We start from the raw sequence: 25,992 nt of genomic DNA on the forward strand, positions 1-25,992 counted from the left end.
TAATCACAATTAAAAAAGGACGCTGGAAATGCTTCACACTCAACGTGGCTACGGCGGCAGCTGTGTCGCCCCTCATCACCTGGCCGCCAGTGCCGGGCGCGATGTGCTTAAACAAGGCGGTAACGCGGTAGAGGCCATGGTCGCTGCTGCCGCGGCCATTGCCGTGGTTTATCCGCATATGAACGCCCTGGGTGGCGATGGCTTTTGGTTGATTCATGAACCGGGTAAAGCCCCTATTGCCATTGACGCCTGCGGCCCGGCGGCTGGGCTAGCCGATGCAGGTTTCTTTGCGGGTGAAACGCAGATTCCCGAGCGCGGCCCTAAAGCTGCTCTGACCATGGCCGGTACCATTGGCGGCTGGCATGAAGCGCTGAACGTGGCATCAGCATGGGGTAAGCAACTGCCTCTCACCACGCTGCTGGCCGATGCCATTCATCATGCCGAAGCGGGTATTTCGGTCACCCAAAGCCAGGAAGCACTCACCGCCAAGCACGTTGAGCGCCTGTCTCAAAGTCCTGGCTTTAGTGACGCCCTGCTGCTTAACGGCCAGGTGCCCCGTGAAGGCGAACGGCTGCGCCAGCCACGCTTGGCCGCGACCCTTAAGCGCTTGGCGGAAGCGGGGTTAGATGACTTCTATCGCGGCGAGCTGGCCGCCAGTATGGCGCGGGATTTAGAGGCCGTCGGCAGCCCGCTGCGGTTGGCAGACTTTCATGCCTACCGCGCCCAGCAAGTCACACCGCTGGAAGTAACGCTGCAAGATGCCACGCTGTATAACCTTCCCGCACCAACCCAAGGCATGGCCTCATTAATGATTCTGGGCATCTATGAGCGTTTAAAGGCCGCCGAGCCAAACGGTTTTGACCATCTGCATGGGCTGATTGAAGCGACCAAACGCGCCTTTATCCTGCGCGACCAAAACGTCACTGATCCCGTCCGCGTACCCACACCGCTGCAGTCGTTGCTTAGCGAAGAGAATATTGGCCGTGAGGCGGCTCAAATCGACCCACACCACGCCCTGCCCTGGCCTCACGAACCTGCCCCCGGCGACACGATTTGGATGGGCACCGTGGATAGCGAAGGACGTTCGGTGAGCTTTATTCAGAGCATCTACTGGGAGTTTGGCAGCGGCGTAGTACTGCCAGAAAGCGGTGTGCTGTGGCAAAACCGCGGCATCAGTTTTTCGCTTAACCCCGACGACCTGCGCGGCTTAGCCCCTGGTCGCAAACCTTTCCACACCCTTAACCCAGCGCTGGCCAAATTTAACGATGGCCGCACCATGGTCTACGGCACCATGGGCGGTGAAGGCCAGCCGCAAACCCAAGCGGCGGTATTTTCACGCTATGCAATGCACGGCATGCCGCTGCAGCAGGCGATCACGGCTCCCCGTTGGCTGCTGGGTCGCACCTGGGGTGAAACCAGCACTAACTTGAAACTCGAAGCGCGTTTTGACGACACATTAGTGATCGCCCTGGCGACAGCAGGACATGATGTGGAAGTGCTGCCCGAGGCGTTTAGCGACACCATGGGCCATGCGGGCGGTATTGTGCACCACCCGGATGGGTTAATAGAGAGCGCCCACGACCCGCGCAGTAACGGCGGCGCGGCAAGCGTGTAAATACACCTTTGGGGTTTCGTATATGCTGAACTTGGGCAGGCGACTCGCTGTCACTCTGGGGAGTGTTAAGCTAGCCTGCTTAATAAGCCTCTGAAGAGTGGCAAACCAGAGGGAAAGGAGAGAACCCCATGGCGAAAATAGAAAAATCCCCTGACGAGTGGCAACAGCAACTAACCCCCGAGCAGTACCGCGTAGCGCGTGAGAAAGGCACTGAACGCCCGTTTACCGGCGATTATCAGGTGCGCGATGCGCAGGGTATTTACCACTGCATCTGCTGTCATGCGCCGCTGTTTGAGAATGAGCATAAGTTTGACGCTGGCTGCGGCTGGCCAAGCTTTGATCGGCCGCTGGGCACCCGCTGCGTTGAGGAACATACCGATACCACTCATGGTATGCAGCGCACCGAGGTTGTCTGTTCCCACTGCGATGCTCACCTGGGTCATGTCTTCCCTGACGGGCCGCCAGACACCACCGGATTGCGCTACTGCATTAACTCAGTGTCGTTGGAATTCCACCCCGACGAGTAATTGTCGCTAAACACTTTAATAAACACGCTCAAAAACGCTCTCAGAAAACCAGCAAGGCGGGCGCCATCTGCTAGAATGGCAGCCCGCTTTTTTGTGCCGCTTTTTTGTACTTGCAGGAGAAACCCATGCTCGGCTGGTTCCCCGGACATATGAACAAGGCCCGCCGCCAGATTGCGGAGGTGCTGCCAGAGATAGACGTCGTGATCGAGGTACTCGACGCGCGCCTGCCCTACTCCAGCGCCAACCCGATGCTGGCCGAGCTAACGCGCCATAAGCCGGTGCTGAAAATTCTCTCCCGCGCCGATCTCGCCGACCCAGAGCGAACGGCCGAGTGGGTCGCTTATTTCGATGCCCAAGAGAATATGCGCGCCTTAGCGGTGACTACCACTAATACCCGTGAACTCAAGAAAATCCCTAAGCTATGCCATGAACTGGCCGGTGCGGTGCGCGCCGACCGGGATGTGCGCGTAATGGTGATGGGCATTCCTAACGTGGGTAAATCCACGCTGATTAACGGCTTGGCCGGGCGGAAAATCGCCAAAACCGGCAACGAGCCAGCGGTAACCAAACGCCAGCAAAAAGTGCGTATCGATGGGCGTGTGGCGCTTACCGACACCCCCGGCGTGCTGTGGCCCAAAATTGAAGACCAGGCCAGCGCCTATCGTCTCGCTGCCACCGGCGCCATTCGCGATACCGCTATCGAGTACGCCGATGTGGCGATTGTCACCAGTGCCGAGCTGGCCAAGCGCTACCCCGAAGCGCTCACCGAGCGTTATAAGCTCAAAGAGCTGCCGCCTTATGCCGCGCCGGATATTCCCCACGATATTGATGCAGATGGCCCGAAAAAGCCCGATTTTCTTGCCATTGCAGGCTTCGATGGCAACGCCATCTTAAAAGATATTGCTGCCCGCCGAGGCGGCCTGCGCCCCGGCGGCGCGGTGGATCTGCATCGTGGCGCGGAAGTGCTGCTTCACGAACTGCGCGATGGCAAGCTGGGTAGGCTAACGCTTGAAACTCCTGCGGATATTCCGCCGCCGCCCGTGCAAAACGACGAAGACAATCAAGGTCTTTCCGACGCATAATGGACTAAGTGCTCTTTAGCCGACGAAGGCTTGTGGACGCTGTTTTTAAATACGCATGTTTTTGGACACTTTTGGGCCGCTAGCCACTTTTTTTTGGACAGAAACCTCATGGATACCCCGCAGTCGCAGGAATCACAACCGTTGAAGAAATCTCATAAGTTGCACAATGTCTGCTACGACATTCGCGGCCCGGTACTCGACCATGCCAAGCGCTTGGAAGAGGAAGGCCAGCGAATTCTCAAGCTGAACATCGGCAACCCTGCACCCTTTGGTTTTGAGGCGCCGGAAGAGATTCTCCAGGATGTGATGCGCAACCTGCCCACCGCCCAGGGCTACTGCGACTCCAAGGGGCTCTATTCCGCGCGTAAGGCGATTATGCAGGAGTGCCAGCGCAAGCAGATCCCCGGCGTGGGTATTGAGGATATCTTTATCGGCAACGGTGTTTCTGAGCTGATCGTCATGGCCATGCAGGCGCTGCTCAACGACGGTGATGAAGTGCTCATTCCCGCACCGGACTACCCGCTCTGGACGGCGGCCGCTCACCTTTCCGGTGGCCATGCGGTGCACTACCTGTGCGATGAGCAGGCCGACTGGACGCCCGACATGGCGGACATTCGCGCCAAAATTACCAGCCACACTCGCGCCATTGTGCTGATCAACCCCAATAACCCGACCGGCGCGGTGTATCCGCCTGCCGTGGTGAAAGAGGTGCTGGCGATCGCCAAGCAGCACAACCTGGTGGTGTTCTCTGATGAGATTTACGACAAGATCCTATACGACGGCGTCGAACATACTGCCACCGGTGCATTGGCAGACGATGACCAGTTAGTCATCACCATGAACGGTCTCTCCAAAAGCTATCGCTGCGCCGGGTTTCGCTCGGGGTGGATGATTATTTCCGGCACCCTGGCCAAGCTAAACGCTCAGGACTATATCCAGGGGCTGAATATGCTGGCCTCCATGCGGCTATGTGCCAACGTACCTGCCCAACACGCGATTCAAACCGCGCTGGGGGGTTATCAGTCGATCAATGACCTGATCCTGCCCGGCGGGCGGCTGCTGGCCCAGCGCGATATTACGGTAGAGAAGCTGAACGCTATTCCCGGGGTCTCCTGCGTGAAGCCCAAAGGCGCCCTCTACGCGTTTCCGCGCCTCGACCCTAAAGTGTTCAATATCAAAGACGATCAGCAGATGGTGTTGGATTTACTGCTGCAGGAAAAAATATTGCTGGTACAGGGCACGGCCTTTAACTGGCCCGAGCCGGACCATGTGCGCATCGTGACGCTGCCCTGGGCCGACCAATTAGGTGATGCACTCGACCGCTTTGCCAATTTCTTATCGCGCTACCGGCAGTAGCTTTGGTAATAGCTCTGGCAATTAAAGCAATCCATTGATACCGCCATGACTTGAAACTGCCATGAACAGCACGTATCTAAGCCATTAATCTAGCCATGCTTCGATAAACTTTAAGGGAGAACCTGCACCATGATGCGAATTCTGCTGTTTTTAGGCACCAACATAGCGGTTTTGCTGGTCGCCAGTATTACTCTGCGCCTGCTAGGCGTAGAGGGCTATCTGCGCGGCCAGGGCATCAACTTCACCAGCCTACTGATTTTCTGCTTTATTTTCGGTATGGCGGGCTCCATCATCTCGCTGTTTATCTCCAAATGGATGGCCAAGCGCAGCACCGGCACGGTGATTATCGAAACGCCTTCCAACTCCACCGAACAGTGGCTGCTGGACACGGTCGCTGAGCTCTCCCGCGAGGCAGGCATCAAAACCCCGGAAGTGGGTATCTTCCCGGCGCAACAGTCCAACGCTTTTGCCACTGGCTGGAACAAAGACGATGCGCTGGTGGCCGTTTCGGCAGGCTTAATGAACCGTATGCGCCCAGAAGAAGTGCGCGCGGTACTGGCCCACGAAATTGGTCACGTTGCTAACGGCGATATGGTAACGCTGGCACTGATTCAGGGCGTGGTGAACACCTTTGTCATGTTCTTTGCCCGGGTGGTGGCTCACTTAGTCGATAACTTCCTAAAAAGCCGCAGCGGTGGCGAAGGTGGTTTGGGCTTTATGGGCTACTTCGCGGTGGTGATTGTGGCAGAAATCGTGTTTGGCATTCTGGCTTCGGCTATTGTTGCGTGGTTCTCGCGCTACCGCGAATACCGTGCCGACGAAGCAGGTGCACGCTTGGCGGGCACTAATGCCATGGTCAGCGCGCTGGCGCGCTTGAAAACCGAAACTGAAATGCCCGACCAAATGCCAGACACGCTGCGCGCCATGGCCATCACCAAAGGCCAAACGCGCTCTCTGGTAGAAAAGCTATTTGCCAGCCACCCGCCCCTGGATGAGCGCATCCGCGCACTGAAAGAAGCCGCTTATCGTCAGTAATTTTTTAGCAGTGCTATACGTTTAAGGCCCGCATCTGCGGGCCTTATTGTTTTCCACAGTAAAATTTCTCTTTGCTCAGTGAAGTTGTTCAAAGACTTCCGGATGTTGTTCAACAATACGTAAAAGTGCAACCGCCGGGCCCTGTGGCTCTCTTCGACCTTGCTCCCAATCTTGAAGAGTACGTATGCTTACCCCCATAAGACCTGCAAATGCTGATTGTGTCAGTTTCAGTTTTAGCCGAATCATTTTTGGCGGTGAGGGCTCTGCTAACTGATTAGTTCGCAGAGCTACGTTGCCTTTCTTGAACTGCTTAATTTCATTAATACCGTCGAGAATCTCTGCCCCAAGATTTCTATCAATCATTTTTGATGGCCTCCGCGATTTGCTTGAGCGTATGCCCAGAAATACTGGCGCGCTCCGATTTGCTATACAGCGTAAGCATCCATATTTCGTGGTCAGACTTCTTCCAGTAGTAGATAGCTCTAATACCACCGCTCTTTCCAGAACCTTCTGATGCCCAACGTACCTTACGCACACCACCCGAACCTTTTATGAGATCGCCCGCATCCGGCTTCTGCAATAGATACGTTTGCAGCCCATGATATTCCTCATCCGTAAGGTAGCTCGGTAATAGCTTGGTGAAGGTAGACGTTTCGATAAATAACATCACTAAAATATACGGCTTTGCCGTATAAACATCAAGTTTTAGCAAAAAAGTTGCTATGCCTAATTCGCTAGTAAATTAAGAGCACTGTGAGCTATCTCGGGGTTGTTTTTTCATGTCATTGCGAGCGTAGCGAAGCAATCTGGGGAATGTGCCTCCGCGGGTGCAGATTGCCGCGTCGCTTCGCTCCTCGCAATGACAAGAGAGGGCTCCTCGTCACGATAAGGGACGGGGCATCTGGCAATGACGATAGTCAGAGACCCTCACTATGACCGCAGGGAAAACCCTGCCCCACGCAATACGCCTTCTAGTCCAATCGCCTCCCCTGATAGCTGCACGTTGAGCGTGGCGAATTCGCGCCGCAGCGGATAGTTGGCGCGGCAGTCATCAAAGCCTTTGCGCATGCCGTGCTGCAGCGTTTGGCGCTCTAGCGCATCGTGGTCGCGGCGTACGTCGTAAACTGCTCGCATGCAGAGCCGCAGGGCGTCTTCCGGGGGGAGTGCGTGCTGCAAATGCAGCGACGCCAGCGCAGGGGGTGGGCAAATATCTGCAAACGTTAGCTCGATTGGCTGGCCACAGTGGCGGGCCAGCGCTTGCTGAATCATCCAGGTGCCGCGTAGCTTGCCGTCCAGGCTATGCCCGGCAATATGCGGTGTTGCTAGAGAGACCAGATCACGCAAGCCTGCATCGATATTGGGTTCTTCCTCCCACACATCCAATATGGCACTGATATCGCCCTTGCCCGCAAGGCGGCTACGCAGCGCTAAACCATCCACGCAGTCGCCACGCCCGGCATTCAGAACAACGCAACCCGGCACCAGCTCTTCGATGCGCTGGGCGTTGAGTAGTTGGTAAGAGGCGTGAGGGCCTTCGCGGGTCAGCGGCGTATGCAGGCAGAGCACATCACAGCGTTCAATGAGGGCGTCTAGAGAGTGAAATCCTCTCACCCCCTCCTCCTCAGCCCGGGGCGGGTCACAGAGCAGCGTTGCCACGCCCATGGCAGTTAGCCGCGCCTGCAGTCGGCTGCCCACATTGCCCGCGCCCACAATTCCCACGGTACGCTCGCTAAGCAGCCAGCCGTCGCGTTCAGCCAGCGTCAGCAAGCTGCTTAATACGTAGTCGACCACCGCTTCGGCATTGCAGCCAGGCGCACTGGCGAAAGCGATATCGCGTTTAGCGAGCACCGCCTGATCGATATGATCGGTGCCGATGGTGCAAGTGCCGACAAAACCCACGGGGCTGTTGGCGAGCAAGGCGTCGTTAACCTGGGTAATCGAGCGCACGATTAGCGCGTCGGCGTCTTGTAAATGGGCTGACGTAATCTCGCGCCCTGGCACGCGGATGAGCGTGCCGTAATGGCCGAAACAGAGTTCTGCGGCGGGGATATTGGCGTCGACGACAAGTTTCATAGGCGTTTGGGTATCCGGGCTTTACAATACGCCCGCGACGGCTGATGGGCAGGCGTGTTTAAAGGCTATCTAAGGAGAATGTTGTGATCGTACGCTGGGAAACCAACCATGACTATGTGTTGGTTCATATTCACCAGGATATGTTTGGTGACTGGATTTTCAGCCGCGCCTGGGGCCAAATCGGTACCCAATTTGGCGGCCTGAAACATCAGCTAGCCGATACGCTGGATCAAGCCCATATGTGGCTGGAGGATGAGGCCACCATCCAGTCTTCGCGGGGTTTTCGCAAGGTGCTGGAGGTGGCCGACCATACCCCGGAAGGTCAGGAGGCCATGCGTCAACTTTCGCTGCTGGACGTGATTTAACCGCGCACTTTAAGCCATGCACTTTTAGCCATGCACTTTTAGCCTAAGAAACGCCGCCCGTCACGTTCATGGGCGCCTTTGGGCGGTGTGCTTTCTGGCGGCGCGGTAAACGCCGCCAGCGCGGCTTCATCCAGCCAGCCGCGTTCGCGCAGCCAAGCACTTAAGCGCTCCAGCTCAAAACCACGATCCAGCTCCTTACCGTCACTGTCCATCAACACCGGGATACGCACGCCGTAGCGCTCAACCAGCGCATCATCGTCACTAATCTCGATATGGTGCAGCCACACCTTTTGATTCGCCAGTGCGGCCACCAGAGCCTCTAACTGGCTGCACAGGTGGCAGCCCATGGTCGTGTAAAGCGATAGCTGAATCATACTGAAGCTCTCTTCATACTATGGCTCTCTTCATACTATGGCTCTCCTATGACGCCTTATGGCGAAGTAGAAACACATGGTGCAAGTTGGTGCGCCGCTGGAAATCGGGGTCGAAGCTACGCCCGGTAATGTCCTCTACCGCAAATTGCTCGCTGAGCGCTTCATCCAGTTTAAAGCGCCGCTGGTTATTAGAAAACACTAACGTTCCACCGGGTGCTAATCGCGCCATGGCGAGCTCCACAAGCCGCGGGTGATCACGCTGCACGTCGAGCGTATCGCGCATTTTCTTCGAGTTAGAGAACGTCGGCGGATCCATAAAGATCAGATCAAACTCGGCGTTGGCGGTTTCCAGCCAGCGGAAACAGTCGTCGCGCACTACCCGGTGAAGACGAGTATCAAGCTTATTCAACGCAAAGTTGTCCTTGGCCCACTCTAGATAGGTGTTGGACATATCCACGCTGACACTGTCGCTGGCCCCGCCTAATGCCGCCTGCACAGTCGCCGTGGCGGTGTAACAGAACAGGTTTAAAAAGCGCTTGCCGCTGGCCATCTCGCCCAGCATGCGCCGCACCGGGCGGTGGTCAAGAAATAGCCCGGTATCCAAGTAGTCACGCAGATTCACCCATAGTCGTGCGGCGCCTTCCTGCACCTCGAAACGCTCGCCGCTGGCGGCACGCTTCTGGTACTGGGCGTTGCCTGTTTGGCGTTCGCGGCGCTTGATATAGATCTTACTGGCGTCAACGTTGAGCGCCTCGGGCATAACTTCCAAGGCATCGTACAAGCGCTTTTGCGCCTGAGCCGGGTTGACCGAGCTGGGCGCTGCGTACTCTTGCACATGCACGCGGTCACCATAGCGATCCACCGCCAGGGCATACTCTGGCATATCGGCGTCATACACCCGATAGCTGGTTTCGCCGCTCTGCTTTAGCCACTTTTTCAAGCGCTTCTGATTTTTAATCAGTCGATTGGCAAACATCTGCGCATTGTCTGAGCCTTTCGGGGCTGATGTTTGAGGTGCTTCTTGGCGATCTTCCGTTGTCGGCTCTGCGCTACTCCCAACATTGGACAGGGACTCCTCGCTAATGGCAGGCGGTTGCTCGGTGCCACCAATCTCCATGAGCAGTAGCTTGGCATCCAAGGCGCCGTTTTTGAGCGCGTACTGTTTGTGCGCACGCATACCTAGCCGGTGGCCTAGATCTGGGTTGCCGGTAAATACCGCCAACGTCCAGCCGGGGAATAGCGCTTTGGCTTTCTCACCCAGCTGGGCGTAGAGACGCACCAGTTCCGGCAACTCGCCCAGACGCTCGCCGTAGGGAGGATTGGTGATCAGCAGGCCGCGTTCGGCGGTGAGCGTTTCCGGCCGGGTAAGCTGCGCCAGGCTCTGGCCATGCAGAGTTATCAAGGCTGGGATGCCCGCGCGCATGGCATTGGACTTCGCCGCCGTAAGCGCCGCTGGGCTCTGGTCAAAGCCGAGTAGTTGAGCCTTGCAGCGTTTGCGACCTATCGACGCGCGCGCTTCGGCTTCGCGCTTCTGTTCCCGCCACGCTTCGTCATCGTGCCCTGCCCAGCCGTGAAAGCCGAAACGTTCACGGTTCAGGTTCGGTGCCTGATCGGCGGCCATCATGGCGGCTTCGATCAGTAGCGTGCCTGCACCACAAAGCGGATCGATTAGCGGCTCACCGGCTTTTAAGCGCTCGGGCCAACCTGCACGCACCAAGAGCGCTGCGGCCAAATTCTCTTTTAGTGGCGCATGACCTACATCCCGGCGATAACCCCGGCGATGCAAACTCTCGCCTGAGAGATCCAGGCCAATGGTTAGGTTCATCCGGTGCAAGTGGGCGTAGATGCGCAAATGCGGCGTTTTGGTATCGACGTTGGGGCGTTCCTGCCCGGCCAGTTGGAGTGCATCAACCACGCCGTCCTTAACAGTTTGCGCGCCAAAGCGGGTGTGGCGAATATGTTCGCTGCGGCCGTGAAAATCGACCGCCAGCGTATTGCCCGGTGCCAAGTGCTGAGTCCAGGCAATGCGGGCGACCACATCACGCACCTGCTCGGCGGTGTCGATCATCGACTCGCGCACTAGGGTTAAAATAACCCGGTTGGCCAATCGCGACCACAGGCATACGCGGTAGGCGACGGCTTGGCTGGCGGTGAAATACACACCGGCCACCGTGGTTTTGCCCGGCGTGGCGCCCAGTGCCACTAGTTCATCGTGGAGCAGGCCTTCAATGCCTTTCGGGCAAGTGGCTAGCAGACTCAGGGGGGCGTTTTGATTCGACTCGGTCATGATAATAGCGGCGCGTAAGGGCGCGAAATTCCTATATATAGCGAATGAGTTTACGTTTTATGACAATTTGGTAGTCGACAGATGACACTATCATGGTCTAACAATAAGAGAGTAGCTACTGAAAAACGCATGCGTTGCCTGTCAGGGTCGGTTTAAAACTCGACTTATGATTTGAAAGAGATCGCCGTTCGACCCGTTCAGCTCGTGAGTGCTAGACATTTGAGTTGAGGCGGCGTCTCGCTCTTGAAGCAAGCTCTCGGAATAGCGATGTTTTCGGGCATTCTTTGTGACTACTTTCGAAAACATCCTATTTCTTATCAAAGGCTTTCGTGAAACAAAGACTTTCGAGAAAAGAGGTTAGCCAATGAAACGGCAAAAACGTGATCGCTTCCAGCGGGCTTATGTCCACGGTTACAAAGCGGGTGTATCAGGTCGTTCTCGTGATGACTGCCCCAGTCAAGATATCAATTTACGCGAATACTGGATGAGCGGTTGGCGTGAAGGTCGCGGCGACCAGTGGGATGGGATGACCGGCATCTCGGGCATCCATAAAAACCCCCTAGTCATGGCCTAACGTTTTAGTTTTCAATGTTTAAAGAAATAATTTAAACGCGAGGTTTTCAGTGAGCCCACTTTTTTAAGTGGGCTTTTTAGCGGCTGGCGTTTCAGTAGCTAAAGTCTTCAACGCTCTGGCGCACTCCCCCACCAGTTTCGGGCCTTGGTAGATCAAGCCGGAGTAGAGCTGTACTAAATCCGCTCCAGCGGCGATCTTGGCCTCGGCGGCAGCGGCACTATCGATACCGCCTACGCCAATAATCGGAAGCCGTGGGAGATGCTCACGCAGTTGGCGAATAACGCGATTGGATGCCTCAAAAACTGGTTTCCCAGAGAGCCCACCGGCCTCATCCGCATGCGGATCGCCCTGCACGGCTTCACGGGAAACCGTGGTATTGGTGGCAATCACACCATCTAGGGCGTTGCGCTCAATACTTCCCGCCATCAGCGCTACCTCTTCAGCGCTCATATCCGGGGCGATTTTAATCAGCAGCGGTACGTTGTGGCCCGCCTGGGCATTGAGTTCCGTGGCTCGTGCTCGAATCGGCCCCAATAGCGCATCCAGTTGCTCACCAAACTGTAGGCTGCGCAGCCCAGGGGTATTCGGAGAAGAGACATTAACGGCAATGTAGTCCGCATAAGGGTGCACCGCGTCTAAACACAGCAGGTAATCATCCAGGGCGTGCTCTACCGAGGTGGTGAGGTTCTTTCCGATATTGATGCCCACTATGCCGCTGTAGTGGCGCTGTTTAACCTGCTGGACCAGATGCTCAACCCCTTTATTGTTAAAGCCAAAGCGGTTGATGATCGCCTCATGCTGCGCTAAACGAAACAGCCGGGGCTTAGGGTTGCCTGGCTGCGGTTTAGGCGTGACGGTACCCACCTCGACAAAACCAAAGCCCAGCGCGCCCAGAGCATCCAGGTGGTCAGCGTTCTTGTCCAACCCGGCAGCTAAGCCTACTCGATTGGCAAACCGCAGCCCCATCAGCTCGACAGGATCATTGACCGACTTACCAAATAGCCGCGTCACCCCACCGGCACGATGCAGTGCATCCAACGCGCCCAGCGCCATACCGTGGGACGTTTCTGGATCAACGCAGAAGAACAGCGAGCGAGCGAGGTTATACATGACAAGTCTCTTGAAGCAGGGTCAAAATGGACGCGGTGCGAAAACGGGCATCAGTATAACGCAATAAAGCGCGCCCTGGTGGAGAACCAGGACACGCTTTAACTAAGGAGACTCGCTATAACAGAGCGAGCTAACTAGCGGGGTTATGCTTCGCTATCGCTCTCAGCGAGATCTACCAGCTCGCGTACCGCGACGGCGAAGAGCGCAAAGCCAACTTCACTGCCACCACGCACCTCTTCGACAAGACGACACCAGCGACGATGCAGATCAGCATGCTGGTCTAGCCACTGAGCTACCCGCTCCGGGGTATCGCGACTGCCAGCATCGAGCTTCAGCACGCTGGTAGTCAGCGCAAGCTGCTGACGTTCAATATCGTCACGGAAGGTTTCCCGTGCTTGGGCCTGCCAGGCGTCGCGCACTTCCAGCTGTGTTACCTGCTGAATCATCCACGGCAGTTCAAGGCGGCTGCCAATTTCGTACAGCACCTCCGCCACACGCTGCGGTTTTTCATTCGTCAGGCGCGCCGCTTGGATAATACCTAGCCCAGCGTAGAGGCTTGATGAAGCCGCCACGGTGGATGCCAAGGCCTCCGGCACACCCGCTTCCAGCAGCTCATCACGGCGGCTATTCCAAACGCCAAGCTCCTCACCGCCGAGCAGCTCACCAATACCTTCCTGCAACTGCGCCAAGCGTGGAGCGAAGTACTCGATGGTATCCTGCGTCGAGAGCCCCAAGTGCTGACGCACAAACCAGCGTGTGGCACGGCGGATCAAGCGCATCAGGTCGAGCATCATCGAGTACTGAATGTGGTTCGGTACCTGATTATCGAGGGCTTCAATTTGCGCCCATAGACCGGGCAAGTTAAAGCTGTCACGGGCCACAATATAGGCGCGTGCGATATCGGCGCGTCCCGCTCCGGTGGAGTCCATCAGGCGGCGTACAAAGACGATACCCATATGATCAACCAGATCGTTGGCTACCTGGGTGGCGACGATTTCGCGCTTAAGACGGTGCTCGTACATCTCGTCTTTAAAGCGCTCGACCAGCACTGATGGGAACAGCCGCTCCAGATGACGATGAATATAGTGATTGTCCGGCACCTCTGAGGCGATCAAGTCGCCCTTCAAGGTACTCTTGGCGTAGGAGATCAGCACTGAAAGCTCCGGCAGACGCATGCCTTGGCCGCTGCTGGCGCGCTCTTTTAACACCTCATCGGTGGGCAGGAATTCCAGCTCACGATCAATCTGGCCTGTGGCTTCCAGCTCGCTGATAAAGCGGCGGTAAGGGCCCATCGAATAATCTGACAGGATGGCCGACAGATCCAACGCCTGGCTCTGGCGGTAGTTATCCAGAATGACCAGATCTCCCACCTCATCGGTCATTTCCGACAGCAGCTGATTGCGCTGCTTATCGGTCATGTCGCCGCGCTTAACCACTTCATCGATCAGAATTTTTATATTGACCTCGTGGTCGGAGCAGTTCACCCCACCGGCGTTGTCAATAAAGTCGGTGTAAACGCGCACGCCTTTGGCGGCGGCTTCCATACGTCCGCGCTGTGTCAAGCCAAGGTTACCGCCCTCGCCGACCACACGGCAATTCAAGTCGTTGCCGTTAATACGCAGAATGTCGTTAGCTTTGTCGCCCACATCGGCATCGGTTTCGTCGGAGCCCTTCACGTAGGTACCAATACCGCCGTTCCAGAGCAAATCCACCTTGGATTTGATCATGGCGCGGATCAGTTCATTAGGCGACAGGCGCTCTTCCTTGATCCCAAATACCTGCTGCATTTCCGGCGTGATGGCAATCGACTTGGCGCTACGGCTGAAGATACCACCACCGGCGGAGATAAGTTCCTGGCTGTAGTCTTCCCAACTGGAACGTGGCAGTGCAAACAACCGTTTGCGCTCGGCGAAAGAGGCTTCGGCATCCGGGTTGGGGTCGACAAAGATATGCAGGTGGTTGAAGGCGCCAACCAGTTGAATCTTGTCGGAGAGCAGCATGCCGTTACCAAACACATCACCGGCCATATCACCGATTCCCACCACACTAAACAGATCGCGTTGGGTATCCACGTCGAGATTTTTGAAGTGCCGTTTAACGGATTCCCAAGCACCACGCGCAGTGATACCCATTTTCTTATGGTCGTAGCCGTTAGCGCCACCTGAGGCGAATGCATCGCCCAACCAGTGACCATACTCAATGGAAATTTCGTTGGCGATATCCGAGAAGGTGGCGGTGCCTTTGTCGGCAGCTACCACTAGGTAAGCGTCATCCTCATCGTGACGAACAACATTTTTCGGCGGCACTACATCGCCACCCACCAGGTTGTCAGTCACATCCAGCAGCGCACGGATAAAAATCTGGTAGCAGGCAATGCCCTCTTTCTGGACGACGTCGCGGCTGGCATTTTCCGGCATGCGCTTACACACAAAACCGCCTTTAGCGCCGACTGGGACGATAACAGCGTTCTTCACCTGCTGCGCTTTCACCAGACCCAGCACTTCGGTGCGATAATCTTCAAACCGATCCGACCAGCGCAGGCCACCGCGGGCAACCTTACCACCGCGCAGGTGCACACCCTCTACCCGCGGCGAGCAGACAAAAATCTCAAACATCGGCCGCGGCTTGGGCATACCGGTAACCTTGGAGGGTTCAAGCTTATAGGCAATGTAATCCTTAAAGCGACCACCCTCGGCGAGCTGGTAGTAGTTGGTACGCAGTGTGGCGAGGATTAATTCCATAAAGCGGCGCAGCAGCTGGTCGTCGTTGAGGCTGGCCACCCCCTCCAAGCGCTCATTTAAGCTCGCGATGCACTCGTCGGTGGCGTGGCTCTGCTGCTCAGGATCAAAGCGCAGGCGGAATAGTTCAACCAGTTCGCGGGTAATGGCCGGATAATTGGACAGCGTGGCAGCAATATAATCCTGAGACATGCCGAAGCGGATCTGTTTCAGATAGCGGGCATAACCGCGCAGCATTGCCACTTCGCGCCAATCCAGCCCAGCGCCGATAATCAGCCGGTTAAACGCATCGTTGTCAGCTTCGCCGGTCCAGATGCGCTTAAAGGCTTCGGTAAAGACATCGCGCATATCGCCCAGGCTGACATCCGCACCGCTGTGCTCAAGCTCGAAATCGTGGATCCAGTAGCGCTGTTCGGGGGCGTTAATATCGTAGGGGCGCTCACCAATCACTCGCAGGCCGAGATTTTCCATCATCGGCAGTACGTCAGAGAGTGGTATCTGCGATTCACGGTGGAACAGTTTCAGGTTAACGCCGCCGCCCTGCTCTTCCAGCGGGCGGTAGAGTGAAAGCGATAAATCATCGCCATTATTCAATGTCAGCAGGTGCTGAACATCAAACACTGCGGTACGCGCGGAAAAGTCTTCACGGTAGCTGGCCGAGAACGCCTCGCGGAACTGATCCATCAGGTTGTTGGCGCGCTCTTCACCGAAGCCTTCGATCATGGCGCTCTGCAGCTCGTCGCGCCAACTGCGCGACAGCCGTGACACTTTGCTCTCCAAACGCTTGAGGTCGTAGTCGCTGGGCGCGTCACCATTAAAGCGCAGAATCAATTGAATACGCGCCAGGACCGATTCGGATAAATAGGTGTTGAAGTCGCCAAAGTGGGCGTCTAACTCGTCGCACAGCACGTTTTGAATCCGCTGACGCAAATCCGTGGAGAACACGTCGCGGGGTACAAACACCAAGCAGGAGTAGAACTTGCCGCTGATATCAGCACGGATAAACAAACGCACCTGGCGGCGCTCACGGATATTGAGGATGCCCAGCGCAGTGCTGGCCAGTGACTCAGTATCGATCTGGAACAGGTCATCGCGGGGGTAGACTTCCAGCACCTGGAGCAACTGCTTGCCGTTGTGGCCTTGCGGGTTGAACCCAGCGATGTCCATCACGGCTTTAAGCTTGCGGCGCAGCAGCGGAATATTGCGCGGCGATTCGTTATACACCGTAGAAGTGAACAGACCAAAGAAGCGCCGTTCGCCAATCACATTGCCGTCGTCGTCGTAACGGTCAACGGTGATGTAGTCTGGATAGGTAGGACGGTGCACCCGGGAGTGATGGGCGCTTTTGGCAAACGACAGTAGCTGCGGTACCAGTACATAGTCGTTGTACTCATCCACCCCCTCTTCGGTGCGAATGCGTTCGCAGTAGCGCGGTTGATCCAGACGGAATACACCCAGCACGCTATCAGCATCGCGCTGCAGCTTGCTGCCTTCGAGCAGGTACTCGTCATAACCCAGGAAAGTGAAGTTATCTTTGAGCATCCACTCTAAAAAGGCAATCGCTTCTTCGTGGTCATCAGGGTCAATTTGTGGTGGGCAGTTCTTTTCAAGCTCTTGAATTGAAGCGGTAATTTGCGAGCACATGGCGTCGTAATCGCCGACGGCGGTGCGTACATCACGAAGCACGTCATCTAGATTGCTTTCAATTTTCTCAAGCAACGCCATGTCGGTGTGCCGATCAACCTCAATCACAATCAGTGACTCGCGTGCTTCAGGCGCGTTTTCTGCTCTGGGCGAGGCTAGCGCCTGCAACTGATGGCGATCATCACGGGCGACCGCCAGCACGGCGTTTTGAATGGCGTGCACGGTCAAACCGCGGCGGTTGAGTTCGATACGCACCGAATCGACCAAAAACGGCATATCTTCGTGCAGAACGGCGACAAAGGTATGCGTCGACTGCCAGCCGTGCTCTTCAAAATCTGGGTTAAATACCCGTACCTTGGGGCTTTGCGGGTCGTGGTGCTGCAAAAACTGCCAGATCGACAGCGTTGCGCCATACAGATCGTCCAGGCGACGATCCACTAGGTCTTCCACCGGCACGGTGGCATAAAAGTGCCGAGCAAAAGCTTCCACCGTGGCGGCGCGAGCGGGGTCTAACCGCGCGTGTAGCCGCTCCTGGAGCTGCTTCAAAAGATCTTGCCGACTCTCTTCAATCGCAACGTAGTGCATCCATCACCTCGACTGCCTAGGCCATTAAACGGCCAAAAAACGAAGGACAATAGGCCTTTAGGCCAACATAACGGCTAGCTTACGCTACCTATCGTCGTGTCCCTAATCACCTAACGTGTTGTTCATGACGCATACCGTTTACGCATTAGGTCGTATGCTGACTAGTATTTTTCACCCCAGCCTAGCGCCGCTTTAACAGCACCCCACATTCACAGTGGTCGGTAAACGGAAACTGGTCAAATAGCGCAAAGCGTTCTATCCGATGGGTGTTGGTCAGTATGGCCATGTTTTCAGCTAACGTAGCTGGGTTGCATGAAATATAGACGATCTGAGCGTATTCGCTGAGCTGCTCACAGCTCTGCTCGTCTAGACCGGCACGGGGCGGGTCTACCAGCACGGTGGAAAAATCGTAACCTTCCAACGCCATTTCCGCCACACGGCGCCCAGCTTTTTCGCCCTTCAGCGCCAGCGAAAACTCCTCTGCTGACATGCGACCAATTTGCGCGTTCGTTACCCCATTGGCTTCCAGGTTGACGTTGGCACTGGCCACCGACGTGCGGGAAATTTCTGTGGCCAGCACGCGGCGGAAGTTATTAGCCAGGGCAATGGTAAAATTGCCGTTCCCACAGTAAAGCTCGACCAGATCTTTCTGTAAGCCTTCCTCTTGCTGGCCGGCGGTTACTTCCCGTGCCCAGCTGAGCATTTTTTGGCAGATATGTGCATTGGGCTGGGTAAAGCTATTTTCGACCTGCTGGTAGTGCAGCGTGTGGCCATCCACCTCTAGCCGCTCCCAGACGTGGTCGCGGGTAAGCACGATGCGCTGCTTGCGTGAGCGGCCAATAATCATGATGCCTAATTCAGCCTCCAGCGCGCGGGCCTCACGCTCCCACTCCTCCCCTAGCGGGCGGTGGTAAATCAGCGTGACGAGCGCCTCACCTGAAAGGGTGGTTAAAAACTCGACCTGAAACAGCTTGCGGCGCAGTTCATCAGATTTAAGGCAGGCTTCACGTAGCTGCGGCATTAGCTGATTGATTCGTTCACTGGCGACTGCGTACTGATCTAACCGAATCACCCGCTTGTTCTTCGGGTTCTCTGGGTCTACCTCGAACATGGCGTAGAAGAGATCATTCTCTGCATGCCAAATACGAAATTCACAGCGCTGGCGGTAGTAGCCCGGCGGCGATTCAAACACCTCTAACGTCGGTGGCTTAAAAGCGGCAAAGGTACTTTCCAGGTAGTCGCGTTTGGCGGCTAGCTGCTCAGCGTAGCGTTCGGGTTCTACAACGGGGATAGCCAAGGCTGCTCCTCTTAAATTCGATCAGAAATAGTAGCGGTCAATAGTGTTCAGGCGCCCACGTTAAGCAACTGGGGCGCATTAAATCCGTAGCGGGCCAAACCAGCAGTCAGGTTAGCTGCTGAGGCGGTGGTATAGCAGCGGCCGTCCTGCTGCTCGCTATTTAGCTCATCGACTACTTGCGCAACCCGACGGGCAATCGCATCGCCGGAGTCGATCCAATGCAGCGGCACGGGAGCAAGCTGCGTCAGCCAGGGCTTTAGCAGTGGAAAATGAGTGCAACCCAGTACTACGGTATCTAGGTCTGGGGTATCTAGCTCTGGGGTATCTAGCTCTGGGGTATCTAGGCCTGGGGTATCTAGCGTCCGACAACCCGCAGATAAAGAATAGACCGGTGATGAAGGCGCAACAGCGTGCCATAACGGCGCCAGCGCCGCCTGCATGCGATCAATATTGGGGGTGGCACCTGCTAGGTATGCTTCCGCCTCAACGACCAAGGCATCGGCGGCGACACGGGTAATCACACAGTCGTTGGCAAAGCTATCAATCAAGCGCTGGGTGTAGGGCCGCCCTACCGTGGCTTTGGTGGCCAATAGCCCGATATGGCGTGTCCGGCTAATCGCCGCAGCAGGTTTGATAGCGGGCACGGTGCCCACAACCGGAATCGCTAACCGCTCGCGTAAATTTTCCAGCGCCAGGGTACTCGCGGTATTGCAGGCGACAACCAAAACACTCGGCTGGCACGCTGCCACAGCGGCGCGACACACCGCCACAATGCGGTCGGTCAGGGCTGCGTCTTCGCGTAGCCCATAGGGCAACCAAGCGTTGTCACAGGCATAGCACAGGGCAGCCTCTGGGTAGTGTTGGCGCAACGACTGCGCCACAGACAGGCCGCCGACACCGGAATCAAAAATTAACACGGGGCCTTTCATGATTCTGCCAATAAAAAACGGAGCCGCTAGTTTAGCATGCTCCGCTGTTTTATTGATTACCGTTGGGGCCAGTTGTCCACTAGCGCGCTATACCGCGGGCACGTTGGCTCCTCGCAGCTCGGCATAAAGTTCAGGGTAGTCTTGCTGCAGGCGCTCTAACTCCTGCTCTGCGCCTTCGGGGAGCGCCTGACGAAGCTCTTCCATATCTTCCTGACTAAAATGCTCGTCAATCAGCGGGAACAGCCCCTCGCGTTCGTGACGTAGATAGGCACGATGCGCTTCCAAATAAGCCTTTAAATCGTCGGCGAAGCGATCCATCGGTATGATGTTATCCATTAACACCATGTCAATGTCGTTGGAGAGGCGCTGCAGGCGCGGCTTTAGCTCACGGTAGTCATTAGCCATCTGCTCGGTGAGTTCAAGGTGCTCAGGCGCCTTGGTTTGCAGCCGTTCGACGCAGACGCGCTCAAGGGGTGCTGCAAAACCATCCATATAGGACAATATATAGTCAACCACCTCGCGCATAAGCTGGAAGTTGGGCCGCTCACCCTGAACAAGGGTTTTCTGCTTGAGCTGCAGCACATGGAGCATTCTCGCCATGTTGGCATGATCTAGACGCAGTTGGTTTAACATCGAACTGTCTCCTTTATGTTGTCATGCCTACCGTCGAGCCTTAGTAGTTGACGGCATGCGATAATAAGCGCGTGGGGGTTATCATAGACAATGCCCCTCTAGCGTTATCCTAGCAAGTGTATCTTTCTGATAGATTACGCCAAAGGTAGTTCGCTCAGGCGCGGTTTACCACTAACACTTTTTGGCGATTTATTGTTCAACGCACTGATTTGCAACGGAAGCTTACATGGATCTTTTTGATAGCGCACAGGCGACACCGGCTGACGACGCCCCGTTAGCCTTTCGTATGCGTCCACGCCAGTTGGATGATTACGTGGGCCAGCAGGCGCTGGTGGGGCCAGATAAACCCCTACGCCGCATGGCGGAATCAGGTGTCGTGCGCTCAATGATTCTTTGGGGGCCGCCAGGGGTTGGCAAAACCACGCTGGCAGAACTATTAGCCAGGGCTTCCCAGGCTCATCTAGAGCAGCTCAGCGCGGTGATGGCCGGGGTGAAAGAGATTCGCGCCGTGGTGGAGCGTGCCCAACAGACATCATCTTCGGTTATCCTCTTTCTAGATGAGATTCATCGCCTCAACAAGAGCCAGCAGGACGCCCTACTGCCCCATGTCGAGTCGGGCCTGTTGACACTGATTGGTGCCACCACCGAAAACCCCTCCTTCGAAGTCAATTCGGCGCTACTTTCCCGCGCGCGGGTTTACGTGCTGAAATCCCTCACTCAGGAGGAACTGATCACGGTGATGCGCCAAGCCCTCAACGACGTTGAGCGAGGGCTGGGCAAGCGCGATATTCAAGTTGATGATGAGGTGTTAACCGCCCTGGCACACGCCAGCGCAGGCGATGCCCGCCGAGCGCTGGGGCTTTTGGAGACCGCCTGCGATTTCGCTACACAGGAAACGGGCCACGAAGTGCTGCACAAAGAGGTGCTCGCCGATGTGATCGGTCATCAGGCCAGCGCTTTCGATAAGCAGGGTGACGCTTATTACGACCTGCTTTCGGCCATTCATAAATCGATACGCTCTTCGCGCCCCAATGCCGCATTGCTGTATATGGCGCGCTTTATGCAGGGCGGCGGCGACCCGCTGGACGTAGTGCGCAGGCTGACTGCTATTGCATCAGAAGATGTCGGCAATGCCGACCCCCGCGCCCTACCGCTGGTGATTGCCGCCTGGGATGCCTACCTGCGCTTGGGTGATTACGAAGGGCAGCGGGCGATTGCCCACGCGGCGATTCATTTGGCAGTGGCGCCCAAGAGCAACCGCATTGACCGCGCCTGGAGTGAAGCGAAGCAGTACGTGCGCCAGCAGCCCCAGGTTGAGGTGCCAACTTACCTGCGCAATGCGCCCACGAAGCTGATGGAGCAGTTGGGCCATGGCGAAGGGTATCGCTATGCTCACAGCGAGCCAGACGGCTACCCGGCAGGTAGCGCCCACGACTGCTGGCCTGAAGAGCTGCCTAAAACCACCTTCTTCAAGCCGAGTTCGTTTGGTCAGGAGAAGCGCTTTGGGGAAATCATGGCATGGCGGGAAAATCTTGACCAGGAAGCAGATCAGGCGCCCTAAGGCGCCTGATCTGATGGTTCACTCTACCGCTTGCTTACAGCACTTATTTACAGTGCTTATTTACAGTTCTTAATTAGAGCTCTTCGCGGATAACATCGGTGCCCTCGGGGATCTCGAAGTCGAACATGCCCCGCTCAATATTGCCATTGAGGGTAATATTGCTAAAGGTAATAGAGGTACGCTGCCCCGTGCTGTCCATCATCCACAGCTCAGTTAACGTGTCGGCATCGAACACCATACTTAACTCTTCGAACAGCGTATCGGCAGAGATAGGCACCAGGGTAAAGACATCTTCGCCCCCGTCCTGCTCGTAGAAAACCTCATAGCTTTCGGTTAAATCGCCCACGCTTCCCGACAGCAATAACGCAGGGGTATGGGTGACCCGGTCATCCATCTCTTGAACGGTGACTTGTTCAAGGTCGGGATCGTACATATACACATCTTCGCCGTCGGAAACCACGGTTTGAGAGTACGGCGCTTCCACTTCCCAACGCAGCATACCGGGGCGGGATAACCACATCTCGCCGCGCGCGCTTTGTAGACGCTCGCCGCTGCCATCAAGAATCTGCTGCTCAAAGGTCGCTTGATAGCGCTCAAGTGGATCCAGCCGCTCGGTCAAACGTTCAGCAGCATCCTCCGCCCAAGCGGGAGCACCAAATGTTAACCCCAAGGCGCTGGCCGCAAATGCCAGTTGTGGCGCACCCATTGATGACGGACGTTTTGTTTGCGTATCGCGCATATGATCTCCCTAGGCAACCGTTGCCAAATAACTGTTGTTCAGAACTGTTGCTCAAAACTGTTGCTCAAAACTGTTGCTCAAAAATCATGCAGTGAGGCAGTAAGGTCGGCTTAACCGTCCATGTGTCATTAAGACGTGCAAAGCGCCGCAGGGTTTCACCTGCGGCGCTACTTTCACGCTTATTGCATAATTGCGCCTTACACCAAGCGGTTAGTGGCCCACCGGGGGCGGAGCAAGCACTTCCCGGGCACCGTTAGAGCCCATGGCGGTCACTACGCCAGCGCCCTCCATGGCCTCCACCAGGCGAGCGGCCCGGTTATAGCCAATCTTAAAGCGGCGTTGCACTGCAGAAATCGAGGCTTTGCGCGTTTCGGTAACAAACTGAATGGCTTCATCGTAGAGCGCGTCCTGTTCCGCATCATCGCCATCTCCCCCATCCGCCTCAAGACCGGTTAAGGCATCGGCGGATACGCCACCAGAAAGAATCTCTTCGATATATTCAGGTGCGCCGCGGCGCTTCCAGTCATCGACCACCCGGTGAACTTCGTCATCATCCACAAAGGCACCGTGGATGCGGTTAGGTGGCCCAGAGCCTGCGGGCAGATAGAGCATATCACCATGGCCCAACAGGCTTTCAGCGCCGCCCTGGTCAAGAATGGTGCGCGAATCAATTCTGGATGAGACCTGAAACGCCATCCGCGAAGGGATGTTGGCTTTGATAAGGCCCGTCACAACGTCCACCGAGGGGCGCTGGGTAGCCAGAATCAAATGGATACCCGCGGCACGCGCCTTTTGCGCTAGGCGGGCGATCAGCTCTTCCACCTTTTTGCCGACGATCATAAACATATCGGCAAATTCGTCGATGACCACGACGATATAGGGTAGTTTTTCCAACACTGGATGGGGTTGATGCACTTCCCAGGGCTGCGGTTCCCAGAGCGGGTCGGCCACTTGAGCACCGGCGCGCTCCGCTTCATCCAAACGGCCATTGAAGCCCGCTATGTTGCGCACTCCCATGGCTGCCATCAGCTTGTAGCGACGCTCCATTTCGGCAACACACCAGCGCAGGCTGTTGGCCGCCTCTTTCATGTCGGTAACCACGGGTGCCAGCAGGTGGGGAATGCCGTCATACACTGACAGCTCGAGCATTTTCGGGTCGACCATGATGAGCTTTAGCTCACTCGGCTTGGCTTTGAGCAGCATCGAGATCAACATGGCGTTAACGCCCACCGATTTACCCGACCCGGTAGTACCAGCTACTAACAAGTGTGGCATCTTACCCAGGTTGGCGACTACAGGGCTGCCGCCAATATCCTGACCAAGCGCCATGGTCAGCGGCGAGGTCTCTTGCTGGTAGCGGTCAGAATCGATGACTTCGCGCAGGCGGATCATGGCACGGTTGGGGTTAGGTATTTCAATCCCGACCGTGGGGCGCCCCGGGATCACCTCGACCACGCGCACGCTTTTCACCATCAGTGAGCGCGCCAGGTCTTTAGAAAGATTACTGATTTTAGACACTTTGACGCCCGCGGCGGGCTTGATTTCAAAGCGCGTGATCACCGGGCCAGGCCAGGTATCCACTACTTCTGCCTTTACGCCATACTCGCGCAGCCGTACTTCCAGCAACTCGGCCATATCAGCCAACTGTTCGTCACTGTAATTGGGTTGATACGGCTCTGCCGGAGTCAGCAGCTGCAGGCTCGGCACGTCGCCTTCAGGCTCGTCCAACGTCTCAAAAGCAGGCCGTTGGCTTTGCAAATGTTCCACGGTCCACAGGGCGGGGCCTTCATCCGCCTCTGGCGTGCTTGCGTCGGGCTCGAAGCTGGGTTCTTGGCGTGCTGCTGGGGTTGGCGTGGGCGGAGGAGTGGCCATTGCGTGCGCTTCGCCATCGCGGTCTTGCGCATACAGCTCGTCGTCCATCTCTTCATCGTCCCACACCGGCTCAGGCACTACCTCCGCTACACGCTCAGGTCGACGTGCTGGCTCAGGCGCGGAGACGCGCTCTGGGCGCCAAGCAGTATCAGCTTCGCCGTTATGTGGCTCATCAACACGTGGCTCGGCCTTGTCGTTGCTGGGGTCAGCGGTGAGTGATGGCTCACTGCGACGCTCAACGGGCGCTTCGTCGTTGGCAAAGAAGCTACTGGCGGCAGGCGCCGGCGGCTCTTCTTGACGAGTCGCACGCAGCGGGAAGGAGGCGTCAGCTTCATCGGGCTCATCATCAGACGTATGCGCTTGAACCTCAGGCGCTGCCGACGGTGCCTCTGACTGGACAAAGGCATTTTCTCGCGGCGCCGGGGTGGCCGTCGTTTCTGTCTCTTCTGCCGTTTTAACCGCTGGCGGCACTGTTGCAGGCGCTGTGACCTCTGGCTCCGTAGGCGTCGTTGAGATAGGCGTCGTTGAGATAGGCGTCGTTGAGATAGCTGCGGGTGTTTTAGCAGGTACGTGCTTATTGCTTGAAAACGCCGCGGCTTCCCAGGGAATTGATGTATCCGTAGTTTCACTGTTGGAAAGTGGCACAGAGAAGCCTGGCTCACGGCGTTCGCGGCCACTGGGACTTTTGCCTACCGGCTCTGCAGCGGGCTTCACCTGTGCCGGTGCAGCTTCGGCCGCTACTGGAGACTTATCTACTGGAAACTTACTTACTGGAGACTCAGCTTCAGGTGCTTGAGGTTTGGGGGCAGGCTTGGCAGCTTTAGCAGCCGCTCGCTGAGCAGCGCGCATACGGCGCGCTTGACGACGTGCCGATAACCAGGCACCCAGGCGACATAGTCGTTTGCCGAGTTCATCTGCCACTTGCAACCACGACATACCGCTAAACAGCGGAAAGCCGCTTAAAATTAACGCCGCGGCGATTAACCCAACGCCACCACTGCCCACTAAAGGCCTTAATGCACCGACCAGGCCTTCGCCCAAAATACCGCCGGAAGCATAGGGCAGCATGCTCTCAGGGTGATAAAAATGTAGCGCCCCTAACATGGTGGTGCCAAAAATAAGTAGCACTAAGCCACCCGCATGGACAGCAATAGCCACCGGGTCGAGCTCAAAACGCACCTGGCGTGAGCGAATCAGCCACCAAGCGGCAAAGCCGAACATACCCGGCCACCACAACGCACTGGCGCCAAGTAGTGAATAGAGTACGTCCGCTAACCAGGCGCCTACTTGCCCCATCCAGTTACCCACGTCGGTCTCTGGGCCCTGATAAGACCAACCAGGATCAGAGGGTTGGTAACTAAATAGCGCTAATAATAAGAAAACACACAGCGCCAGCAGTATCACCACTACGCCTTCGCGCACGGAGCCTTGTAAGCGCAGGCCAAAACGACGAGCCTTATCCTTTGCGGCGTTAACGCGCGCAGATGAAGCCGATGATGGTGTTTGACGCGCGCTACGCTGCGTTCGCTTGTTGACTGCTTTATTCACTTTCAAGCGACTCTCCCTTTACACCTCAATGGCGTCTTTAATCCACTT

General features: G+C 56.4%; 20 protein-coding genes. 8 read left to right on the plus strand and 12 right to left on the minus strand.

Annotated features, from left to right (window positions below):
* Positions 1-28: 28 nt before the first annotated feature.
* The 5 genes from KUC_RS00270 to htpX all read left to right on the plus strand — a co-directional run bounded on the left by KUC_RS00270 (position 29) and on the right by htpX (position 5,615).
* Entirely contained in the window at positions 29-1,615 is a 1,587-nt protein-coding gene (locus KUC_RS00270; protein ID WP_007111046.1) for a gamma-glutamyltransferase family protein, read from the plus strand.
* 128 nt (positions 1,616-1,743) lie between these two features.
* Positions 1,744-2,142 (plus strand): peptide-methionine (R)-S-oxide reductase MsrB, encoded by a 399-nt coding sequence (gene msrB / locus KUC_RS00275; protein ID WP_007111047.1) that lies wholly within the window; start codon positions 1,744-1,746, stop codon positions 2,140-2,142.
* Between the two features lie 125 nt (positions 2,143-2,267).
* Positions 2,268-3,224, plus strand: a complete 957-nt coding sequence (gene ylqF, locus KUC_RS00280; protein ID WP_040479045.1) for a ribosome biogenesis GTPase YlqF — start codon at positions 2,268-2,270, stop codon at positions 3,222-3,224.
* Between the two features lie 108 nt (positions 3,225-3,332).
* Complete coding sequence (locus KUC_RS00285; RefSeq protein WP_040479048.1) at positions 3,333-4,580, plus strand: pyridoxal phosphate-dependent aminotransferase; 1,248 nt, start codon at positions 3,333-3,335, stop codon at positions 4,578-4,580.
* A gap of 129 nt (positions 4,581-4,709) precedes the next feature.
* A complete protein-coding gene (gene htpX, locus KUC_RS00290; RefSeq protein ID WP_007111050.1) occupies positions 4,710-5,615 on the plus strand; it encodes a protease HtpX in 906 nt (301 codons plus the stop codon).
* Between the two features lie 75 nt (positions 5,616-5,690).
* Here the strand turns inward: htpX and KUC_RS00295 are convergent, their stop codons facing one another.
* From KUC_RS00295 to pdxB, 3 genes are all read right to left on the minus strand, one after another.
* On the minus strand, positions 5,691-5,978 hold the full coding sequence (locus tag KUC_RS00295; RefSeq protein ID WP_007111051.1) for a helix-turn-helix domain-containing protein: 288 nt from the start codon (positions 5,976-5,978) through the stop codon (positions 5,691-5,693).
* Positions 5,971-6,327: a type II toxin-antitoxin system RelE/ParE family toxin gene (locus KUC_RS00300; protein ID WP_007111052.1), complete on the minus strand. Its 357-nt coding sequence runs from the start codon at positions 6,325-6,327 to the stop codon at positions 5,971-5,973. Before KUC_RS00300 ends, KUC_RS00295 begins: the two co-directional genes overlap by 8 nt.
* A gap of 218 nt (positions 6,328-6,545) precedes the next feature.
* A complete protein-coding gene (gene pdxB, locus KUC_RS00305; protein ID WP_007111053.1) occupies positions 6,546-7,688 on the minus strand; it encodes a 4-phosphoerythronate dehydrogenase PdxB in 1,143 nt (380 codons plus the stop codon).
* Positions 7,689-7,771: 83 nt separating this feature from the next.
* On the opposite strand from pdxB, the gene KUC_RS00310 reads away from it, so the two are divergent.
* Positions 7,772-8,053: a hypothetical protein gene (locus KUC_RS00310; RefSeq protein WP_007111054.1), complete on the plus strand. Its 282-nt coding sequence runs from the start codon at positions 7,772-7,774 to the stop codon at positions 8,051-8,053.
* A gap of 38 nt (positions 8,054-8,091) precedes the next feature.
* Here KUC_RS00310 and KUC_RS00315 read toward each other — a convergent pair whose 3' ends face one another.
* A complete protein-coding gene (locus KUC_RS00315; RefSeq protein ID WP_007111055.1) occupies positions 8,092-8,427 on the minus strand; it encodes a glutaredoxin family protein in 336 nt (111 codons plus the stop codon).
* 46 nt (positions 8,428-8,473) lie between these two features.
* A complete protein-coding gene (gene rlmKL / locus KUC_RS00320; RefSeq protein WP_007111056.1) occupies positions 8,474-10,714 on the minus strand; it encodes a bifunctional 23S rRNA (guanine(2069)-N(7))-methyltransferase RlmK/23S rRNA (guanine(2445)-N(2))-methyltransferase RlmL in 2,241 nt (746 codons plus the stop codon).
* A 364-nt stretch (positions 10,715-11,078) separates the two neighbouring features.
* Here rlmKL and rmf point away from each other — a divergent pair, with 364 nt between their 5' ends.
* The gene (gene rmf / locus KUC_RS00325) at positions 11,079-11,288 is read left to right on the plus strand and encodes a ribosome modulation factor (protein ID WP_007111057.1); all 210 of its coding nucleotides are present in this window, start codon (positions 11,079-11,081) and stop codon (positions 11,286-11,288) included.
* Positions 11,289-11,351: 63 nt separating this feature from the next.
* Here rmf and KUC_RS00330 read toward each other — a convergent pair whose 3' ends face one another.
* From KUC_RS00330 to KUC_RS00350, 5 genes are all read right to left on the minus strand, one after another.
* Positions 11,352-12,398, minus strand: coding sequence for a quinone-dependent dihydroorotate dehydrogenase (locus KUC_RS00330; protein ID WP_007111058.1), 1,047 nt, complete (start codon positions 12,396-12,398; stop codon positions 11,352-11,354).
* A gap of 143 nt (positions 12,399-12,541) precedes the next feature.
* The gene (locus KUC_RS00335) at positions 12,542-17,365 is read right to left on the minus strand and encodes an NAD-glutamate dehydrogenase (RefSeq protein ID WP_007111059.1); all 4,824 of its coding nucleotides are present in this window, start codon (positions 17,363-17,365) and stop codon (positions 12,542-12,544) included.
* 181 nt (positions 17,366-17,546) lie between these two features.
* A complete protein-coding gene (gene trmA / locus KUC_RS00340; protein WP_007111060.1) occupies positions 17,547-18,662 on the minus strand; it encodes a tRNA (uridine(54)-C5)-methyltransferase TrmA in 1,116 nt (371 codons plus the stop codon).
* A gap of 47 nt (positions 18,663-18,709) precedes the next feature.
* Entirely contained in the window at positions 18,710-19,591 is an 882-nt protein-coding gene (locus KUC_RS00345; protein ID WP_007111061.1) for a glutamate racemase, read from the minus strand.
* Positions 19,592-19,678: 87 nt separating this feature from the next.
* Positions 19,679-20,224: a hemerythrin domain-containing protein gene (locus KUC_RS00350; protein ID WP_007111062.1), complete on the minus strand. Its 546-nt coding sequence runs from the start codon at positions 20,222-20,224 to the stop codon at positions 19,679-19,681.
* Between the two features lie 226 nt (positions 20,225-20,450).
* Between KUC_RS00350 and KUC_RS00355 the strand changes: the two genes are divergently transcribed.
* The gene (locus tag KUC_RS00355) at positions 20,451-21,785 is read left to right on the plus strand and encodes a replication-associated recombination protein A (RefSeq protein WP_007111063.1); all 1,335 of its coding nucleotides are present in this window, start codon (positions 20,451-20,453) and stop codon (positions 21,783-21,785) included.
* A 73-nt stretch (positions 21,786-21,858) separates the two neighbouring features.
* Here the strand turns inward: KUC_RS00355 and lolA are convergent, their stop codons facing one another.
* A complete protein-coding gene (gene lolA, locus KUC_RS00360) occupies positions 21,859-22,524 on the minus strand; it encodes an outer membrane lipoprotein periplasmic chaperone LolA (protein WP_040479053.1) in 666 nt (221 codons plus the stop codon).
* A 210-nt stretch (positions 22,525-22,734) separates the two neighbouring features.
* Positions 22,735-25,950 carry a DNA translocase FtsK gene (locus KUC_RS00365; RefSeq protein ID WP_040479055.1) on the minus strand — a complete coding sequence of 1,072 codons (3,216 nt, stop codon included), beginning with the start codon at positions 25,948-25,950 and terminating at the stop codon, positions 22,735-22,737.
* Positions 25,951-25,992 lie beyond the last annotated feature (42 nt).

Source organism: Vreelandella boliviensis LC1 (assembly GCF_000236035.1).
In the GTDB taxonomy this organism is placed as follows: domain Bacteria; phylum Pseudomonadota; class Gammaproteobacteria; order Pseudomonadales; family Halomonadaceae; genus Vreelandella; species Vreelandella boliviensis.